At 61.5% G+C, this 16,162-nt stretch carries 15 protein-coding genes; 14 read left to right on the plus strand and 1 reads right to left on the minus strand.

Annotated elements, in window-relative coordinates; translation table 11 throughout:
* Window positions 1-624, plus strand: a 624-nt coding sequence (locus tag NH195_RS09335) for a 3-oxoacid CoA-transferase subunit B (protein WP_155846130.1), incomplete at its 5' end; no start/stop codon positions are given.
* Window positions 625-974: 350 nt separating this feature from the next.
* On the opposite strand, the gene NH195_RS09340 is transcribed toward NH195_RS09335, so the two are convergent.
* Window positions 975-1,727, minus strand: a complete 753-nt coding sequence (locus tag NH195_RS09340; RefSeq protein WP_066705881.1) for a FadR/GntR family transcriptional regulator — start codon at window positions 1,725-1,727, stop codon at window positions 975-977.
* Between the two features lie 229 nt (window positions 1,728-1,956).
* Here NH195_RS09340 and NH195_RS09345 point away from each other — a divergent pair, with 229 nt between their 5' ends.
* The 13 genes from NH195_RS09345 (at window position 1,957) to lpdA (ending at window position 16,159) form a co-directional block, all read left to right on the plus strand.
* The gene (locus NH195_RS09345; RefSeq protein WP_066705882.1) at window positions 1,957-3,204 is read left to right on the plus strand and encodes a branched-chain amino acid ABC transporter substrate-binding protein; all 1,248 of its coding nucleotides are present in this window, start codon (window positions 1,957-1,959) and stop codon (window positions 3,202-3,204) included.
* Between the two features lie 97 nt (window positions 3,205-3,301).
* A complete protein-coding gene (locus NH195_RS09350; RefSeq protein WP_066705883.1) occupies window positions 3,302-4,243 on the plus strand; it encodes a branched-chain amino acid ABC transporter permease in 942 nt (313 codons plus the stop codon).
* 3 nt (window positions 4,244-4,246) lie between these two features.
* Window positions 4,247-5,473: a branched-chain amino acid ABC transporter permease gene (locus NH195_RS09355; RefSeq protein WP_066705884.1), complete on the plus strand. Its 1,227-nt coding sequence runs from the start codon at window positions 4,247-4,249 to the stop codon at window positions 5,471-5,473.
* Window positions 5,470-6,222 (plus strand): ABC transporter ATP-binding protein, encoded by a 753-nt coding sequence (locus tag NH195_RS09360; protein WP_066705886.1) that lies wholly within the window; start codon window positions 5,470-5,472, stop codon window positions 6,220-6,222. Before NH195_RS09355 ends, NH195_RS09360 begins: the two co-directional genes overlap by 4 nt.
* A complete protein-coding gene (locus NH195_RS09365) occupies window positions 6,219-6,947 on the plus strand; it encodes an ABC transporter ATP-binding protein (protein WP_238379738.1) in 729 nt (242 codons plus the stop codon). The genes NH195_RS09360 and NH195_RS09365 overlap by 4 nt, the downstream gene beginning before the upstream one ends.
* Before the next feature lie 13 nt (window positions 6,948-6,960).
* The gene (locus NH195_RS09370; RefSeq protein ID WP_066705888.1) at window positions 6,961-7,443 is read left to right on the plus strand and encodes a VOC family protein; all 483 of its coding nucleotides are present in this window, start codon (window positions 6,961-6,963) and stop codon (window positions 7,441-7,443) included.
* Window positions 7,440-8,180, plus strand: a complete 741-nt coding sequence (locus NH195_RS09375) for an SDR family NAD(P)-dependent oxidoreductase (RefSeq protein ID WP_081423857.1) — start codon at window positions 7,440-7,442, stop codon at window positions 8,178-8,180. Before NH195_RS09370 ends, NH195_RS09375 begins: the two co-directional genes overlap by 4 nt.
* An 82-nt stretch (window positions 8,181-8,262) precedes the next feature.
* Entirely contained in the window at window positions 8,263-9,039 is a 777-nt protein-coding gene (locus NH195_RS09380; RefSeq protein ID WP_066705889.1) for an SDR family NAD(P)-dependent oxidoreductase, read from the plus strand.
* A gap of 12 nt (window positions 9,040-9,051) precedes the next feature.
* Complete coding sequence (locus NH195_RS09385; protein WP_066705891.1) at window positions 9,052-11,253, plus strand: alpha-ketoacid dehydrogenase subunit alpha/beta; 2,202 nt, start codon at window positions 9,052-9,054, stop codon at window positions 11,251-11,253.
* A gap of 11 nt (window positions 11,254-11,264) precedes the next feature.
* Window positions 11,265-12,497, plus strand: a complete 1,233-nt coding sequence (locus tag NH195_RS09390; RefSeq protein ID WP_066705892.1) for a pyruvate dehydrogenase complex dihydrolipoamide acetyltransferase — start codon at window positions 11,265-11,267, stop codon at window positions 12,495-12,497.
* A gap of 1 nt (window position 12,498) precedes the next feature.
* On the plus strand, window positions 12,499-13,296 hold the full coding sequence (locus tag NH195_RS09395) for a shikimate dehydrogenase family protein (protein WP_066705894.1): 798 nt from the start codon (window positions 12,499-12,501) through the stop codon (window positions 13,294-13,296).
* Complete coding sequence (locus tag NH195_RS09400; protein ID WP_066705895.1) at window positions 13,293-14,762, plus strand: NAD-dependent succinate-semialdehyde dehydrogenase; 1,470 nt, start codon at window positions 13,293-13,295, stop codon at window positions 14,760-14,762. Before NH195_RS09395 ends, NH195_RS09400 begins: the two co-directional genes overlap by 4 nt.
* The gene (gene lpdA / locus NH195_RS09405) at window positions 14,759-16,159 is read left to right on the plus strand and encodes a dihydrolipoyl dehydrogenase (RefSeq protein ID WP_066705897.1); all 1,401 of its coding nucleotides are present in this window, start codon (window positions 14,759-14,761) and stop codon (window positions 16,157-16,159) included. The genes NH195_RS09400 and lpdA overlap by 4 nt, the downstream gene beginning before the upstream one ends.
* Window positions 16,160-16,162 lie beyond the last annotated feature (3 nt).

Below are 16,162 nucleotides of genomic sequence, written 5' to 3' on the forward strand. Positions count from 1 at the left end.
TGGGACCGCAATCAAATGGCCGCGCGCGCGGCGCAGGAACTTCAGGACGGCACCTATGTGAACCTCGGGATCGGCATCCCTACACTGGTGCCAAATTTCATCCCCGAAGGCGTCTCCGTGACGCTTCAGTCGGAGAACGGCATGCTCGGCATGGGCCCGTTTCCCTATGAGGGCGACGAGGACCCGGACCTGATCAACGCCGGCAAGCAGACCATCACGGAACTGCCCAACACCGCCTATTTCGACAGTTCTTTCAGCTTCGGCATGATCCGGGGCGGCAAGATCGCCATGGCAATTTTGGGGGCGATGGAGGTCGACGAGAAGGGCGATCTGGCGAACTGGATGATCCCCGGCAAGCTGGTCAAAGGCATGGGCGGCGCAATGGATCTCGTGGCGGGCGTGGGCCGTGTGGTGGTGGTGATGGATCACACCAACAAACACGGCGAGAGCAAACTTCTGCACCAATGCACCCTGCCGCTCACCGGTCAGGGCGTGGTGGATCGGGTGATCACCAATCTCGGCGTGCTGGATGTGGTCGAGGGCGGGTTGAAGATCGTCGAACTGGCCGAAGGCGTGTCTGAGGCAGAGCTGCGCGCCGCGACCGAGGCGAAAATCGTCGGGTAAATCCGACATCGGTCTGAAAGGATGCGGACAATACGATAACGGATGCCTGTGCTCTCGACTGCGGGCACAGGACGTTTGGCGGTCCGGGAAGGGGGGCAACCGAGAACGGGTCTCTTCTGTCGGCTCTGCATTGCCAGAGGTGTCGCGGATCGTTTCCGTTCCTGCAAAGCGGCTTGTCGTAAACTGGGCTGAGGCCGCCTTTCATCAGGATCGCGGCCTCACCGGCAACCTTTCCAAATGAGACACTTCGGCAAAACCGCGAGATCACTCTTGTCGAACGGTCCTTGTACGGCATCAGAGGTCGAGACCGGGACGTGCCCGGATGCGTCTGTCAGCGACAGGCTCTCCGGTCAGAATGACGACGCGAGATAGATGCGGATGCGCTGGGAGGCGTTGCGAAGATGGCGCGCGGCAGCCTCCGCCGCGGCCTCCTCGTCGCCGTCTTCGAGCGCTTTGAAGATGGCCTTGTGCTCATCCTGCACCGCATCCAGAAGCTCGGCGTGATTGGTTCTTGTGTTGCTCCGGGCCTGACGAATGATGTTGCGCGCGCTGGCCTCGAGATGCTGGCACAGAGAAATGAAATGCTGGTTGTGCGTGGCTTCGACGATGGCCTGGTGGAACTGATAGTCCTCTTCGTCGCCCAGCCGGTCGCTGGCGATGGCATATTCCATGCCAATCAATGCCCGTTTGATCCTTTTCAAATCCTCGGGCGTGCGGCGTTTCGCGGCGATGCGCGTGGCGGCAACTTCGATGGTGACGAGCAGTTCCATCGCCTCTTCGAGCCGGCTCAGATCGGAGACGGAAAAGTTCTGAAAGCGGAATGCATTGGTCGAATCGCGTTGGGTCACGTAGACGCCGCTGCCCGCACGCGCCGCGACCAGACCGTCGGATTTGAGTTGCGACAGAGCTTCGCGCACCACGGCGCGGCTGACCGCATATTGCGTGCAAAGGTCGCGTTCCGAGGGAAGCCGATCTCCGACAGACAAGGCACCCGAGGCAATTTTTGCGCTCAGGTCCTGTGCGATCTCGTCGGGCAGATGCCCATTGCGGGACCCTGTACCATTGCGCGATTGATCTGATGTGATTTGACTGGATACGGACATTTCTTCCCCTTTACCCCGTCATGATATATCACTGGTCTGACAGGTTAAAGAAAAAATTATCATATAAATTCAATATTATAATTTGTGAATTTTGATTTTTTACGCAGTTTTTTGTGTTTTGAAAAATTGGTCAGTTAGGTTGTTGACTGGTAAGACCATTTTGTGTCATCACATGAAAAGCCGAAGGGGTGGAGGATCTCTTCGCATCAGATATGTCAGGGAGGACAGTATGGGATTCCAGAAATTCGCACGCGGAACGGCGGCCATGGCGCTCGTCTTGGGGGCGGCCACGGCCGCACAGGCCGAGCCTTTGAAGATCGCCCTTGTGGAGACTCTGTCGGGTCCGCAGGCCTCGACCGGTTTGCTCTACCGCGATGCTGTGAAATACCAGCTCAGCAAAATCAACGAGGCGGGCGGTTTCGGTGGGGCGCCGATCGAGCTGCTCGAATTCGACAACCAGGGCGGTCCGGTGGGCGCAGCTGACCGTGTGCGCGCCGCGATTTCCGAGGGCGCGGACATTATTCTGCAGGGCTCGTCCTCGGCTGTGGCCGGTCAGGTGACTGAAGACGTGCGCAAATACAACCTGCGCAACGCCGGCAATGAGGTGCTCTATGTGAACCTCGGTGGCGAGGCGATGGAATTGACCGGCGCCAAGTGTCATTACTACCATTTCCGCACCACGCCGAATGCCGCGATCCGTGTCAACACGATCATGGACGGCATGCAGGAAGCGGGGGTTCTGGGCGAACGTATCTACGCGATGAACCAGAACTATTCCTGGGGTATTGATGTTCAGGACAACACCGTTGAAGCCGCCGGGCGCCTCGGCGTCGAAGTGGTGGAAACGACGCTGCACGACGTCAATAAAATCCAGGACTTTTCGCCCTATGTGCAACGCATCCAGGCCGCTGATGCTGATACGGTTATCACCGGAAACTGGTCGAATGACCTGCTTTTGCTGATGAAAGCGACAAGCGGGGCAGGGCTGGACGTGCGGTTCGGCACGGCCTTCCTCGACCAGCCGGGCAATATCGGCAATGCGGGCGCCGTGGCGGAGGGGCATTTCCTTTCGACGACGTTCAATCCGGAGGTCAACCCGGAGGAAAGCGCCGTGTTCATGGAGGATTACAAAGCTTTCACCGGGCATTATCCGAGCTATGTTGAACCGACCGCCGTGTTCGGCATGATGCTTCTGGGAGAAGCGCTGAAATCGGTTGAACCGACGGAAGACGGGCTGAACGCCGCCGATCTGGCCGTGGCGCTGGAGAATGCGCGTGTCGAAACCCCGATGGGGCCGGTTTATATCCGTGCGGAAGATCACCAGATCGTTCAGTCGATGATCGTTCAGGAAGTCAGCCGCGACGCGAAATACAAATCCGATGACACCGAATTCGGCTTTGTGCCGATCAAGGTGATTGCAGCCGAAGACGCCGAACAGCCGGTGCAGGACAGCTGCAAAATGAAGCGTCCGGGCTGACGCTCCGGACATTCCACGACACACGAAACGCATGTTGTGATCGGGGCCAGCGCGCCCCGGCCATGGCACAGCTATACCGATGCCTACGGAGGTCAGGGTGGACCAGATACTCTTCGCTTTGCTCAACGGCACCATTTACGGGCTTTTGCTCTTCATGGTTTCCGCCGGTTTGACGCTCATCTTCGGGATGATGGGGGTTTTGAACTTTGCCCACGCATCCTTTTACATGCTGGGCGCCTATTTCGCCTACACGCTTCAGCCCCTGACCGGGTTTTGGCTGGCGATCATTCTGGCGCCGATCCTTGTGATGGGGGTCGGAATTCTGGTCGAGCGCTTTATCCTGCGCCACGTGCACGAACACGGCCATGCGCATGAATTGCTTGTGACCTTCGGTCTGTCGGTGGTGATCGCCGAGATGATCAAGATGGTCTACGGCAAATTCGCGGTGGACTACCGTGTGCCTGCGGAACTCAACTTTGCGGCCTTCTCTTTGTCGGGCATCGACTATCCGTTCTATCGCCTGTTCATGGGCGGCATCGCCGTCGTCATGTTCATCGCGATCTATCTCTTGCTGACGAAAACCCGTGTGGGCATCGTCGTGCGCTCCGCCATTTACCGTCCGCAGATGGTCGAGGCGCTGGGCCATAACGTGCCCATGGTGTTCATGGGCGTTTTCGGTATCGGCGCGGCTTTGGCGGGTCTTGCGGGCGCTGTCGCTGGCGCGTTCTACACCACCAATCCGAACATGGCCTTGGAGCTTGGCGTCATGGTCTTTGTCGTCGTCGTGGTCGGGGGGCTCGGCTCCATGGGCGGCGCGATGGCGGCGTCCCTGTTGATCGGGATCACCAATTCGCTCGCGGTCGGCAGCGATTTCCGCATCGCGGATATTCTGACCTGGATCGGCATGGGCGGCTGGGCCGATGAGGTTGGCGGGCTTTTGACCATGCGCATGTCGAGCCTCGCGGCCACCCTGCCGTTCTTCATCATGCTTCTGGTGCTGGTGCTGCGCCCCTCCGGATTGATGGGCGAGAAGGAATAACTCATGAAATACGCACCTCTACTTCTTTTGGTCACGGTTGCCGTGCTGATCGCCCTGCCGTGGCTGGTCTCCGGCTCCATGCTCAACGCCGCCGTGCAGATGCTGATCTCCGCTCTGTTCGCCATGGCCTTTGGTTTGTTGTGCGGGCAGGCCGGGATGCTGAGCTTTGGCCATGCCGCCTACTTCGGTGTCGGTGCCTTCGCCGCCGTCCATGCGATGAACGCCTTCGGGGGCGAGGGGCTTTTGCCGACGCCGCTTTTGCCGCTGGTCGGTGGGGCGTCGGGCCTCGTGAGCGGGCTTTTGGCAGGCTATTTTTCGACCAAGCGCACGGGCGTTTACTTCGCCATGATCACGCTGGCGCTGGCTGAATTGCTGCACGCTCTGGCGCCGCACCTCAAAACCGTCTTTGGCGGCGAGGCGGGCGTGTCCTCCTTCCGTATGCCGGCCTGGGGCATTGGCTTCGGTTCGCTCAATGACGTCTATTTCCTGACGCTGGTCTGGACGCTCGTGAGCATCGGTCTTCTGTATCTCTTCAGCAAAACCCCGCTTGGGCGTTTGGCTCTGGGCCTGCGTGAAAACGCGCATCGTCTGCGTTTTCTGGGCTACAACACCCATGCGTTGGGTACGCTGATCTTTGCCATTTCCGCCATGTTCGCGGGCATCGCAGGCGCGCTTCAGTCGATGAACATCGAGGCCGCGAACTATGTCGTGCTCGAGTCGCACATCTCCACGGCCGTGGTGCTCAACAGCTTCATCGGCGGCGTGCGCGTCTTCCTTGGTCCGGCGATCGGCGGTGCGGTGATGACCTTCTTCGGTCATGTCAGCTCGGATCTGACCCGTGTCTGGCTTTTGTACCAAGGCATCATCTTCGTGCTCGTCATGATGTTCCTGCCGCGTGGCATCGTGGGGGAACTGGTCGAACGTATCCGCAACCCCAGCGGCGAAGGCCTGGCCCGTACGATCAGCACTCTGCTGGCTCGTCTCGCGAGCCTTGCGATTGCCGCTTTCGGCGCCGTCTTCCTGATCGAGTTCCTGCAACGCGTCCTGTCGCCGGAATATCGCGCCGGTGTGACGGAGGGCAACTGGCCCGACATCGCGCTTTTCTCTTATGACTGGGCGCCGCTTTCCGTTCTGCCCTGGGCCTTCGGTCTCGGTCTCTTCGGTTTCGGTATCGCTTTGGTCATTATGGTCAACCGCCGTGTTGCGGCGCGCAAGGAGGCACAGGCATGAGCACCCCCATTCTGTCTTTGCAACATGTTCACAAATCCTTCGGCCCGGCCCATATCATCCGGGATGCCAATCTCGATGTGCTTCCGGGTGAACGCCATGCGGTCATCGGGCCGAACGGGGCGGGCAAGTCGACACTGTTCCACCTCTGCTCCGGCCAGTTCGCGCCCACCGAGGGCAAGATCCTTTTGAACGGCAAGAACATCGCCGGGCTGAAACCGGCGGAGGTCAACCGGCGCGGTCTGGCGCGCTCGTTCCAGATCACCAACATCTTCCCCGGTGTGACGGTGTTCGAGAACCTGCGTCTCGCGGTGATGCGCAAGCACAACCTGCAATTCGTGTTCTGGCGCTCTGCCGCGCGGCTACGGCTGGTGAATGAGGAGGTCGACGACCTTCTGACAAAAATCCGCCTGACTGAGCGCGCGCAGACGCTCGCCAGCCAGCTGTCGTATTCCGAGCAACGCTCGCTGGAGATCGGCATGACGCTGGCCTCCGATCCGCAGGTGATTTTGCTCGACGAACCGATGGCGGGCATGTCGCATGAGGAAACCGATTACACCGCCGGTCTGATCCGCGAGATCACCGAGGGCCGCACGCTTTTGATCGTCGAACACGATATGAGCGTCGTCTTTTCACTCGCGCATCGCATCAGCGTGCTGGTCTATGGCGAAATCATCGCCACCGGCACGCCCGAGGAAATTCGCGGCAACGCCCGCGTGAAAGAGGCCTATCTGGGCGAGGAGGCGGCATGAACGGCATCAACATGAGCGACACCATCCTGTCCGTCGAGGGGTTGCACGCCCATTACGGCAAAAGCCATATCCTGCACGGCGTCACCTTCGATGTGGCGCGTGGCGAGGTCGTGAGCCTCTTGGGCCGCAACGGCTCCGGGCGTTCGACCACGATGAAATCCATCATGGGGCTGGTGCCGCCGACCGAGGGCCATGTGCGTCTCGACGGTGTCGATCTGGCCGGTCAACGTAGTTTTGCGATCTGTCGGCGGGGCATCGGCTATGTGCCCGAAGAGCGCGAGATTTTCCTCAACCTCAGCGTCGATGAGAACCTTGAGATGGGCCGCCAAAGCGGGCCTGCGGGGGCGGCGAAATGGGACGTCGAACAGATGTTCACCTATTTCCCGCGCCTCAAGGAACGCCGCAACACCCGTGCCGGGAGCCTCTCGGGCGGTGAACAGCAGATGCTCACCATGTGCCGCTCGCTTCTGGGCAACCCCTTGGTGATGTTGATCGACGAGCCGACCGAAGGCCTTGCGCCCAAGATCGTGACCGTTGTCGGCGAGGTGATCCAAGACATCAACAAACACGGCGTTTCCGTGGTGTTGGTCGAGCAAAAACTCACCATCGCCATGCATGTCTCGCATCGGGTCTGTGTCATGGGGCACGGCCAGATCGTGTTCGAAGGCACGCCCGATGAATTGAATGCCAAGCCGGAAATCACCGACGAATGGCTCGCGGTGTAAAGGAGATAGTGCGATGAAAATGACCGCACCGATGGAAATGGGGCTGACCGTGCGCGATCTGCCCAGGATGCTGGCGTTCTACCAAGAGGCCTTTGGCTTCACGATTGCCGCCGATGTGACCGTCCCCGCCGAGAAAGCGGATTTGGCCGCACTCAGCCGAGGCGGCTACCGTGTCGTGCGGCTGCAAACCTCTTGGGGGGAACGGATCAAATTGCTCGCGCCAGAGATCGCCCCGGCCGAGCGCCCTGAGCCAACGGACCACATTCTGGACCGCCACGAAGCGATGTATCTGACCTTCATCGTCGACGACCTGCGCGCCGTTGTGGCCCGCGTTGTCGCAGCGGGTGGCATTTTGATGACGGGCGATGAACCGGTCGAAGTGCGCCCCGGCACTTTCCTCGCTTTCCTGCGTGACCCGGAGGGGCATGTCGTCGAGATCGTCGAATATGCCGACGTCACCGAGTATCGCGCAGACCTTGCGGAGGTCTCGGCATGATGTTCGATTTCACCAACCGCACACTGGTTTTGACCGGCGCCAATGGCGGCATCGGCCGCGCCGTGGCCGAATTGTTCCATGCCGCTGGTGCCAGTCTGGTGCTGGCCGATCTCGATGGCGATGCATTGGCGGAATTTGCCGCTGCGCTCACCTCGCCGAAGGGGGGGGCGATTGAAACCCTCGCCGTGGATGCGGCCAATCCCGACGACGCCGACCGGATCGTCGCAGCGGCGGAAAAACTCGGTGGCATCGACTTTCTCGTGCCCTCCGCCGGCATCTATATGGCGGAGCCTTTCGCCGAGATGACTGACGATCAATGGCGCCGCACCCTGTCCATCAACCTCGATGGCGTCTTCTTCCTCACCCGCCGCTCGGTCGACCATTTGAAAGCCGGATCGTCCATCGTCAACCTTAGCTCGCTCGCCGCGCATCGTGGCGCCAAGACCAACGCGCATTACGGCGCCTCGAAAGGTGCCATTAGCGCCATGACCCGCGCGCTGGCCAATGAGTTGGCGCCGAAAACGCGGGTCAATGTCGTGGCGCCCGGTGTGATCGACACGCCGATGACACGCGATCTGATCGCGACGCGGGGCGACGACACGCTCAGGCACACGCCGATGGGGCGAACCGGACAAGCGTCCGAGATCGCCACAGTCATCGCGTTTCTGTGCAGCGAGGCGGCGAGTTTTGTGAACGGCGAAACCATTCACGTCAACGGCGGGCTTTACATGAGCTGAGCCAGCGCAACGCGCAGAAGTAACACAGTTTTTCAACCCGGCGACCCGAGGAGGGCGTTTCCGGGACCGGAGGAGAATTATCATGACGACCATATTCGATTTCACCGGACGCACCGCGCTTGTGACAGGTGCCGCTTCGGGCCTCGGCCTTGCCATGGCGCGCGCTTTTGTGGGCGCGGGCGCTCATGTCGTGCTCTTCGATCTGGACGAGGACGGCGTGCGGGCGGCGGCGGATGCCTTGAACGCCGATCATCCGGGACGGGTCATGGCGCTTGCGGGATCGATCACCGACACAGGCACGGTTGCGGCAGCCTGTGAGGCGGCGGTGGCTTTTGGCGGGCGGCTCGATGTGGTGATGAACAACGCAGGCATCTCCGGCAATGGGCCATCCCTTGACCTCGACGAAGCGACCTGGCGTCGGGGCATCGACATCAATCTCAGCGGCGCGTTTTTCGTGGCGCAGGCCGCAGGCCGGATCATGGCGGAACAGGGCGGGGGCAGCATCGTCAACACCGCCTCGATGTACGGCGTCGTCACGGCGCCTGAGCGCGCCGCCTATTGCGCCGCCAAGGCGGGGGTGGTGGCGCTCACCAAGGTTCTGGCCATCGAATGGGCCGACCGCAACATCCGCGTCAACGCCATCGCGCCCGGCTATGTGCGCACCGCACTGACCGAAAATCTCGCTGCGCAAGGTCGTCTGGACCTTGACGCGCTCAACGCGCGGGTGCCCGCGGGACGTCTCGGTACGCCCGAGGAAATCGCTTCCGCTTCCCTGTTTCTCGCTTCGGACGCTTCCGCCTATGTGACCGGCCAGACGCTGGTCGCCGATGGTGGCTGGTCCTCCTACAGCTATTTGTAAAGGACAACTGACATGCCGATCTATGACGATCTGACGCCGAAAGCCTTCTGGCGTGACATCAAGGCCTCCAAGGAGGATCGCGCCGAGCTTGACCCGACCGTCGGGCGCACGATGCTGAGCCAATTGCACCTCATCCGCGCTTTTGAGGAAAAGGTGCTGGACCTTGCGGGGCAGGGGCTTGTGCATGGGCCTGCACACTCCGCGATTGGTCAAGAGGGCGGTGCTGTCGGCTCCGCCATGGCGATGCGTGGCTCCGATCAGGTGAACGGCTCGCACCGCGCGCACCATCAGTTTCTCGCCAAGGCGCTGGCCTATGCCGCCCCCGAAGGCATCGACCCGGAGAAAAGCTTTGGCGAGACGCTGCGGCATCTGTCGAAACGCACCCTGTCGGAAATTCTCGGTCTGGCCGGGGGCTTTTGCAAAGGTCGCGGCGGCTCGATGCACCTGCGTTGGGCCGAAAGCGGCAACCTTGGCACCAATGCCATCGTCGGCGGCGGTGTCCCCATGGCGGCGGGCGCGGCCTGGGCGCACAAACAGGCGGGCACGGGCGATGTGGTCTACACCTATTTCGGCGATGGCGCGGTGAATATCGGCTCTGTGCTGGAGACGATGAACATCGCCGCCGCGTGGAAGCTGCCGATCTGTTTCTTCATTGAAAACAACCGCTACGCCGTCTCGACCCATGTCGAGGAAGTCACCGCAGAGACGCGGCTTTCGGCGCGCGGTCTGGCCTTTGGCATCCCGGCCTTCAAGGTGGACGGCATGGACACGCTGTCGGTTTATCTGGCCGCCGAGGAAGCCAATAAGATCATGCGCGCGGGCGAAGGTCCGGTGGTGATCGAGGCCGATGTCTACCGCTATTTCCACCAGAACGGCGCGCTTCCGGGCTCTGCCTTTGGCTATCGCACGAAGGAAGAAGAGCAGGAATGGCGCGGCCGCGATCCGCTCGACGCCATGGCGCGCGACCTGATGGAGCGTCAGATCATCGGCGCGCAAGCCGTCGAAGACCTGCGCAGCCAGGCGCAAGAGATGATGGAAGAGATCGCGGGCGAGCTGATCGAAGAGGTCGACGGCAAACGTCGTATCAAACCGGCGCTCTGGCCCGAAGAAAGCTTCCGCGATTTCGGTCTGCGTGGCGATCTGTCGGAATTCGACGGGGCGCGTTTTGAGGAACAAGACGCGTTTTCCGGTACGCTCAAGGACAATGTGAAATTCATCGACGCCGTCGCCGATGTGATGATGCGTCGGATGGAGATGGACGAGCGTGTCGTCGTCATGGGCGAGGATGTGCACCGTCTCAAAGGCGGCACCAATGGCGCGACCAAAGGCCTCTCGGACAGGTTCCCGGATCGCTGCCTCGGCACGCCGATTGCGGAGAACGCCTTTACGGGTCTCGCCGCAGGTATGGCTGCCGACGGGCGTGTGCGTCCGGTGATCGAATTCATGTACCCGGATTTCATGTGGGTGGCCGCGGATCAGGTGTTCAACCAGATCGGCAAGGCGCGTCACATGTTCGGCGGTGACAATGCCATGCCTTTGGTGTTGCGCACGAAAGTGGCGATGGGCACGGGCTATGGCTCGCAGCACTCGATGGACCCGGCGGGGATTTTCGCGACCGCCCCCGGCTGGCGCATCGTCGCGCCCTCGACGCCTTATGACTATGTCGGGCTGATGAACGCGGCGCTTCAGTGTGAGGACCCGGTTCTGGTGATCGAACACGTCGATCTCTACGCGTCGAAAGGCGTCGGGCCTGTCGATGATCTCGATTACATGATCCCGCTGGGCAAGGCCAAAGTCGTCCGCGAGGGCGCGCGCGTCACCGTGCTGACCTATCTCGCCATGGTCGAAAAGACCTGCGAGGTGGTCGAGCGTCTGGGCGTGGATGCCGAAATCATCGACCTGCGCAGCCTCGATCGCGCCGGGCTTGATTGGGAGACCATCGAGGCCTCCATCGAGAAGACCGGCAATGTGTTGATCGTCGAACAGGGCGCTTCTGGCACCTCCTATGGTGGCTGGCTCGCCGATGAAATCCAGCGTCGTTGTTTCGACTTCCTCGATCAACCGATCAAACGGGTGCATGGCGCGGAAGCTTCGCCCAGCATTTCCAAAGTGCTTGAAGCGGCGGCTTGCGCGCGTCCGCAAGACATCGAAGCGGGCCTGCGCGAGGTCATGGCCGATCAGGGCCTGCCGCTTGCGGCAGGGGCGGCGGAATAAGGAGAGAAGACATGCCCAAGGAAATCATACTGCCCTCGCTCTCCGCCGGAATGGAAGACGCGGTGATCGCCAATTGGCTCAAGGCCGAAGGCGAGGCCGTGAAGGCCGGGGATACATTGGCTGAGGTCGAAACCGACAAGGCGACGATGGAATTCGAGGCCGACGCCGACGGGGTGTTGGGCAAAATCCTCACCCCCGCCGGCGAGCGCGCCGATGTGAATGCGGTGATCGCGGTCCTCTTGTTGGAGGGCGAAGACGCCTCTGTGCTGGACGGCTATACGCCGGGTGGGGCGGTGCCTGGGGAAACGGTCAAAGCGCCGGTTGAGGCACCGAAAGCCGAAGCAGCCCCGGTGGCGAAATCCTCCGACAAGATTGCGGCCTCGCCGCTCGCGCGCCGGATCGCGGCACAGAAAGGTGTCGATTTGTCAGGGCTTTCCGGGTCCGGCCCGCGCGGTCGCATCGTGCGTATCGACGTCGAGCGCGCTGCCGAGGCCGGGGCTGTCGCTCCGGTGGCGGCTGCTGTAAAGGCCACCGCTGCGCCCAACCTTGTGGGCATCGGCGACTACGAGGAAATCCCCCACACCGGCATGCGTCGCACCATCGCGCGGCGGCTGCTCGAGTCGAAAACCACCGTGCCCCATTTCTATCTTGAAGCCGATTGTGACATCGAGGCGCTCATGGCGCTCCGGTCCCAGATCAACGAGGGGCGCGAGAAAGCGGACCGAATTTCGGTCAATGATTTCATCGTCAAAGCCGTCGCAAACGCACTGGCCAAAGTACCCGCCGCCAATGCGATCTGGACCGATGAGGCGGTGTTGCAGCTCAAATCCATCGACATTTCCGTGGCGGTCGCGACTGACGGCGGGCTGATCACGCCGGTTCTGCGCAATGCCGATCAAAAGAGCCTCGGCACGCTGTCCTCCGAGATGAAAGCGCTGGCCGCCAAGGCCCGTGAGGGCCGTCTGAAACCGGATGAATACCAAGGCGGCGGGTTCTCGCTGTCGAACCTTGGGATGTATGGGGTCAAGAGCTTTTCCGCGATCATCAACCCGCCGCAGAGCTGTATCCTCGCCGTCGGAGCCGCCGAAAAACGCCCCGTCGGGCGCGGCGATCAGATCGTGCTGGCACCGGTCATGAGCGTGACGCTTTCTGTCGATCACCGGACGGTCGATGGGGCCGTGGGCGCGCAGTGGTTGGCGGTCTTCAAAGCCGGTATTGAAAATCCGATGAGCCTGTTGGTGTAACATGATCACGGGGCACACCAAAACGCTGGCGATCCTCGCCGATCCGGTCACCCATGTGCGCACGCCGCAGGCGCTCAACGCGCGGTTTGAGGCGGAGGGCGTGGACGCCGTTCTGGTTCCGCTCGAAGTGCCGCCCGAGGCCTTGGAGCCGATGCTCAAAGGTCTCGCAGGTGCGCGCAATTTCGCGGGCGCCGTGATTACCGTACCGCATAAAACCGCTGTGCCTGCGCTCTGCGATGCGCTGAGTGCGCGCGCGGCGGCGGCGCAAAGCGTCAATGTTATCCGGCGCAGGTCGGACGGGGCGCTCTACGGCGATATCCTCGACGGCGAAGGCTTTACACGCGGGTTGGAACAGGCGGGCGTGACGCTTTTTGGCAAGCGGGTGTTCCTCGCGGGGGCAGGGGGCGCGGCGAGTGCCATCGCCTTTGCTCTGGCGGAACGGGGCATTGCGGCGCTGACTGTGGCAAACCGCTCCGTTGAGAAAGCCGAGGCGCTCATCGCCCGTCTGGCAGAGCATTTTCCGGATGTGGCGTTTGCTGCCGCCACCGACCCCGTCGGGCATGACATCGCGATCAACGGCACCTCTTTGGGTCTCAAACCCGAGGATGCGCTGCCCTTCGATCCCGCAACACTCGATCCCGGCACATTGGTCGCCGAGGTCATCATGCAGCCGGAGATCACGCCGCTGTTGCACGCCGCCGAAGCGCGCGGGCTGGCGATCCATCCGGGGCATCACATGTTGGAGGCGCAGTTGACGGAGATGCTGCGGTTTCTGACGCATGAGGAGGACGAACAATGAGTTTGAGTTTGCAAGATCTGCGCGCCACCGGGCTGTTGCGCGACGCCAATCTGGTTGCCGGAGACTGGATCGAGGCCGATCCGGAGACCGGCATTGCCGTGCGCAACCCCGCCGACGGCGCGCTGATCGGGTATGTTCCGAAACTGGGCCGGGCCGAGGTCGCCAAGGCGGTCAAAGCCGCCGAAGAGGCGCAAAAGGCTTGGGCTGCACGGACCGCGAAAGACCGCTCAAACGTGCTGCGCGCATGGTTCGATCTGATGATCGCGCATCGTGAGGCTTTGGCGCAAATCCTGACGTTGGAACAGGGCAAACCTCTCGCGGAAGCCGCGGGCGAAATCACCTACGGCGCGAGCTTTGTCGAATGGTTTGCCGAAGAGGCGCGTCGTGTCTATGGCGAGACCATTCCCGGCCATCAGCCCGACAAACGCATCCTCGTGATGAAACAACCCATCGGCGTTGTCGCCGCGATCACGCCATGGAATTTCCCCAATGCGATGATCACCCGCAAGGCTGGGCCTGCCTTTGCTGCGGGTTGTGGCATGGTGTTGAAGCCCGCCTCCCAGACGCCCTATTCCGCCATCGCCTTGGCGGTTCTGGCCGAGCGCGCGGGACTGCCCAAAGGTCTCTTCAGCGTCATCACCGGTTCCGCCGCGCAGATCGGTGCGGAGCTGACCGAGAACCCGGTGGTGCGCAAACTGACCTTCACAGGATCAACGGAAATTGGCGCGATGCTCTATGCGCAATCGGCGCCGACGATCAAGAAACTCGGGCTGGAACTGGGCGGCAACGCGCCGTTTATCGTCTTCGATGACGCCGATCTCGACGCTGCTGTCGAGGGCGCATTGATCGCGAAATTCCGCAACAATGGACAGACCTGTGTTTGCGCCAACCGCATCTATGTGCAGGACGCGGTCTATGATGCCTTCTCCGAGAAACTCGCCAAGGCGGTCTCGAACCTGCGCACCGGCAACGGCATGGAGAGTGGCGTCGAGCTTGGCCCGCTGATTGATGAGAGCGCGTTGGAAAAAGTGCAAAGCCACGTCACCGATGTGGTGGAAAAAGGCGGCCGCGTGCTTGCCGGTGGCAAACCGCACGCTCTGGGCGGCACATTCTATGAGCCGACGGTTCTGGCGGATGTGACCTCCGAGATGGCCGTCGCGCGCGAGGAAACCTTTGGCCCCGTCGCGCCGCTCTTTCGCTTCACCGACGAAGCCGAGGCGATCCAGGCCGCCAATGACACCGAATTCGGCCTCGCCTCCTATTTCTACGCACAGGATGTGGCGCGGATTTTCCGGGTCTCGGAAGGACTTGAATACGGCATGGTCGGGGTCAACACCGGGTTGATTTCGACCGCAGAAGCGCCCTTTGGCGGGGTCAAAATGTCCGGCCTGGGACGCGAAGGTTCACGTCACGGCATCGAAGATTTCCTCGAGTTGAAATACGTGTGTTTGGGGGGCATCGCATGAGCGGGGCGGATCAAAACTTCGACCTCGTGGTCATCGGCGCTGGCCCCGGTGGCTATGTTGCGGCCATTCGTGCGGCGCAGCTTGGCCTCAAGGTCGCCTGTGTCGAGCGCGAAAACCTTGGCGGGATTTGTCTGAACTGGGGCTGCATTCCGACCAAGGCGCTGTTGCGCTCGGCGGAAGTCTATCACCAGATGCACCGCGCCAAGGAATTCGGTCTGTCGGCGGGGGACATCGGCTTTGATCTCGACGCCATCGTCAAGCGCTCGCGCGGTGTCGCGGCGCAGATGAACGGCGGCATCAAGACCCTGTTCAAAAAGAACAAAGTCACCGCGATCATGGGCGAGGCCAAGCTCGCGGGCAAAGGCAAGGTCGAGGTCAAAACCGACAAGGGCACCGAGACTTTGACCGCCAAAAACATCATCGTCGCCACCGGCGCGCGGGCGCGTGAGCTGCCGGGGCTGGAGGCCGACGGCGATCTGGTCTGGACCTACCGCCACGCTCTGGTGCCGACGCGGATGCCGAAGAAGTTGCTGGTCATCGGATCGGGCGCAATCGGCATTGAATTCGCGAGCTTTTACAACACTTTGGGCGCCGACACGACGGTCGTCGAAGTGATGGATCGCGTGCTGCCGGTCGAAGACAAAGACATCTCCGCCTTCGCCAAAAAGCAGTTCGAAAAGCAGGGGATGAAGATCCTGCAAAAGACGACCGTGAAGAAACTCGACCGTGCAAAAGGCAAGGTCACAGCGCATTTTGAAGCCGACGGCAAAGTCACCACCGAAGAGTTCGACACGGTGATTTCCGCGGTCGGCATCGTCGGCAATGTCGAGGGTCTGGGCCTCGAGGAGGCGGGCGTGAAAATCGACCGCACGCATGTCGTGACTGACGAATTCTGCCGCACGGGCGTCGACGGATTGTTCGCCATCGGCGACATCGCGGGCGCGCCTTGGCTGGCCCACAAAGCGTCGCACGAAGGCGTCATGGTCGCCGAGCTGATCGCGGGCCTCCACCCGCATCCGATCAAGCCGAACTCGATCGCGGGCTGCACCTATTGCCACCCGCAAGTGGCCTCTGTGGGGCTGACGGAAGACAAGGCGAAAGAGGCGGGTTACGAGATCAAAGTCGGCAAATTTCCCTTTATCGGCAACGGCAAAGCCGTCGCCATGGGCGAGGCCGAGGGTCTGGTGAAAACCGTGTTCGACGCCAAGACGGGCGAGCTTTTGGGCGCGCATATGGTGGGCGCCGAGGTGACGGAAATGATCCAGGGCTACGTGATCGGGCGGACGTTGGAGACGACGGAAGAAGAGCTGATGAACACGGTCTTCCCGCACCCGACGATGTCGGAAATGATGCATGAGGCGGTGTTGGCGGCTTACGGTCGGGCGCTGCATATTTGAGGG

It is taken from the genome of Celeribacter ethanolicus, assembly GCF_001550095.1.
GTDB lineage: Bacteria > Pseudomonadota > Alphaproteobacteria > Rhodobacterales > Rhodobacteraceae > Celeribacter > Celeribacter ethanolicus.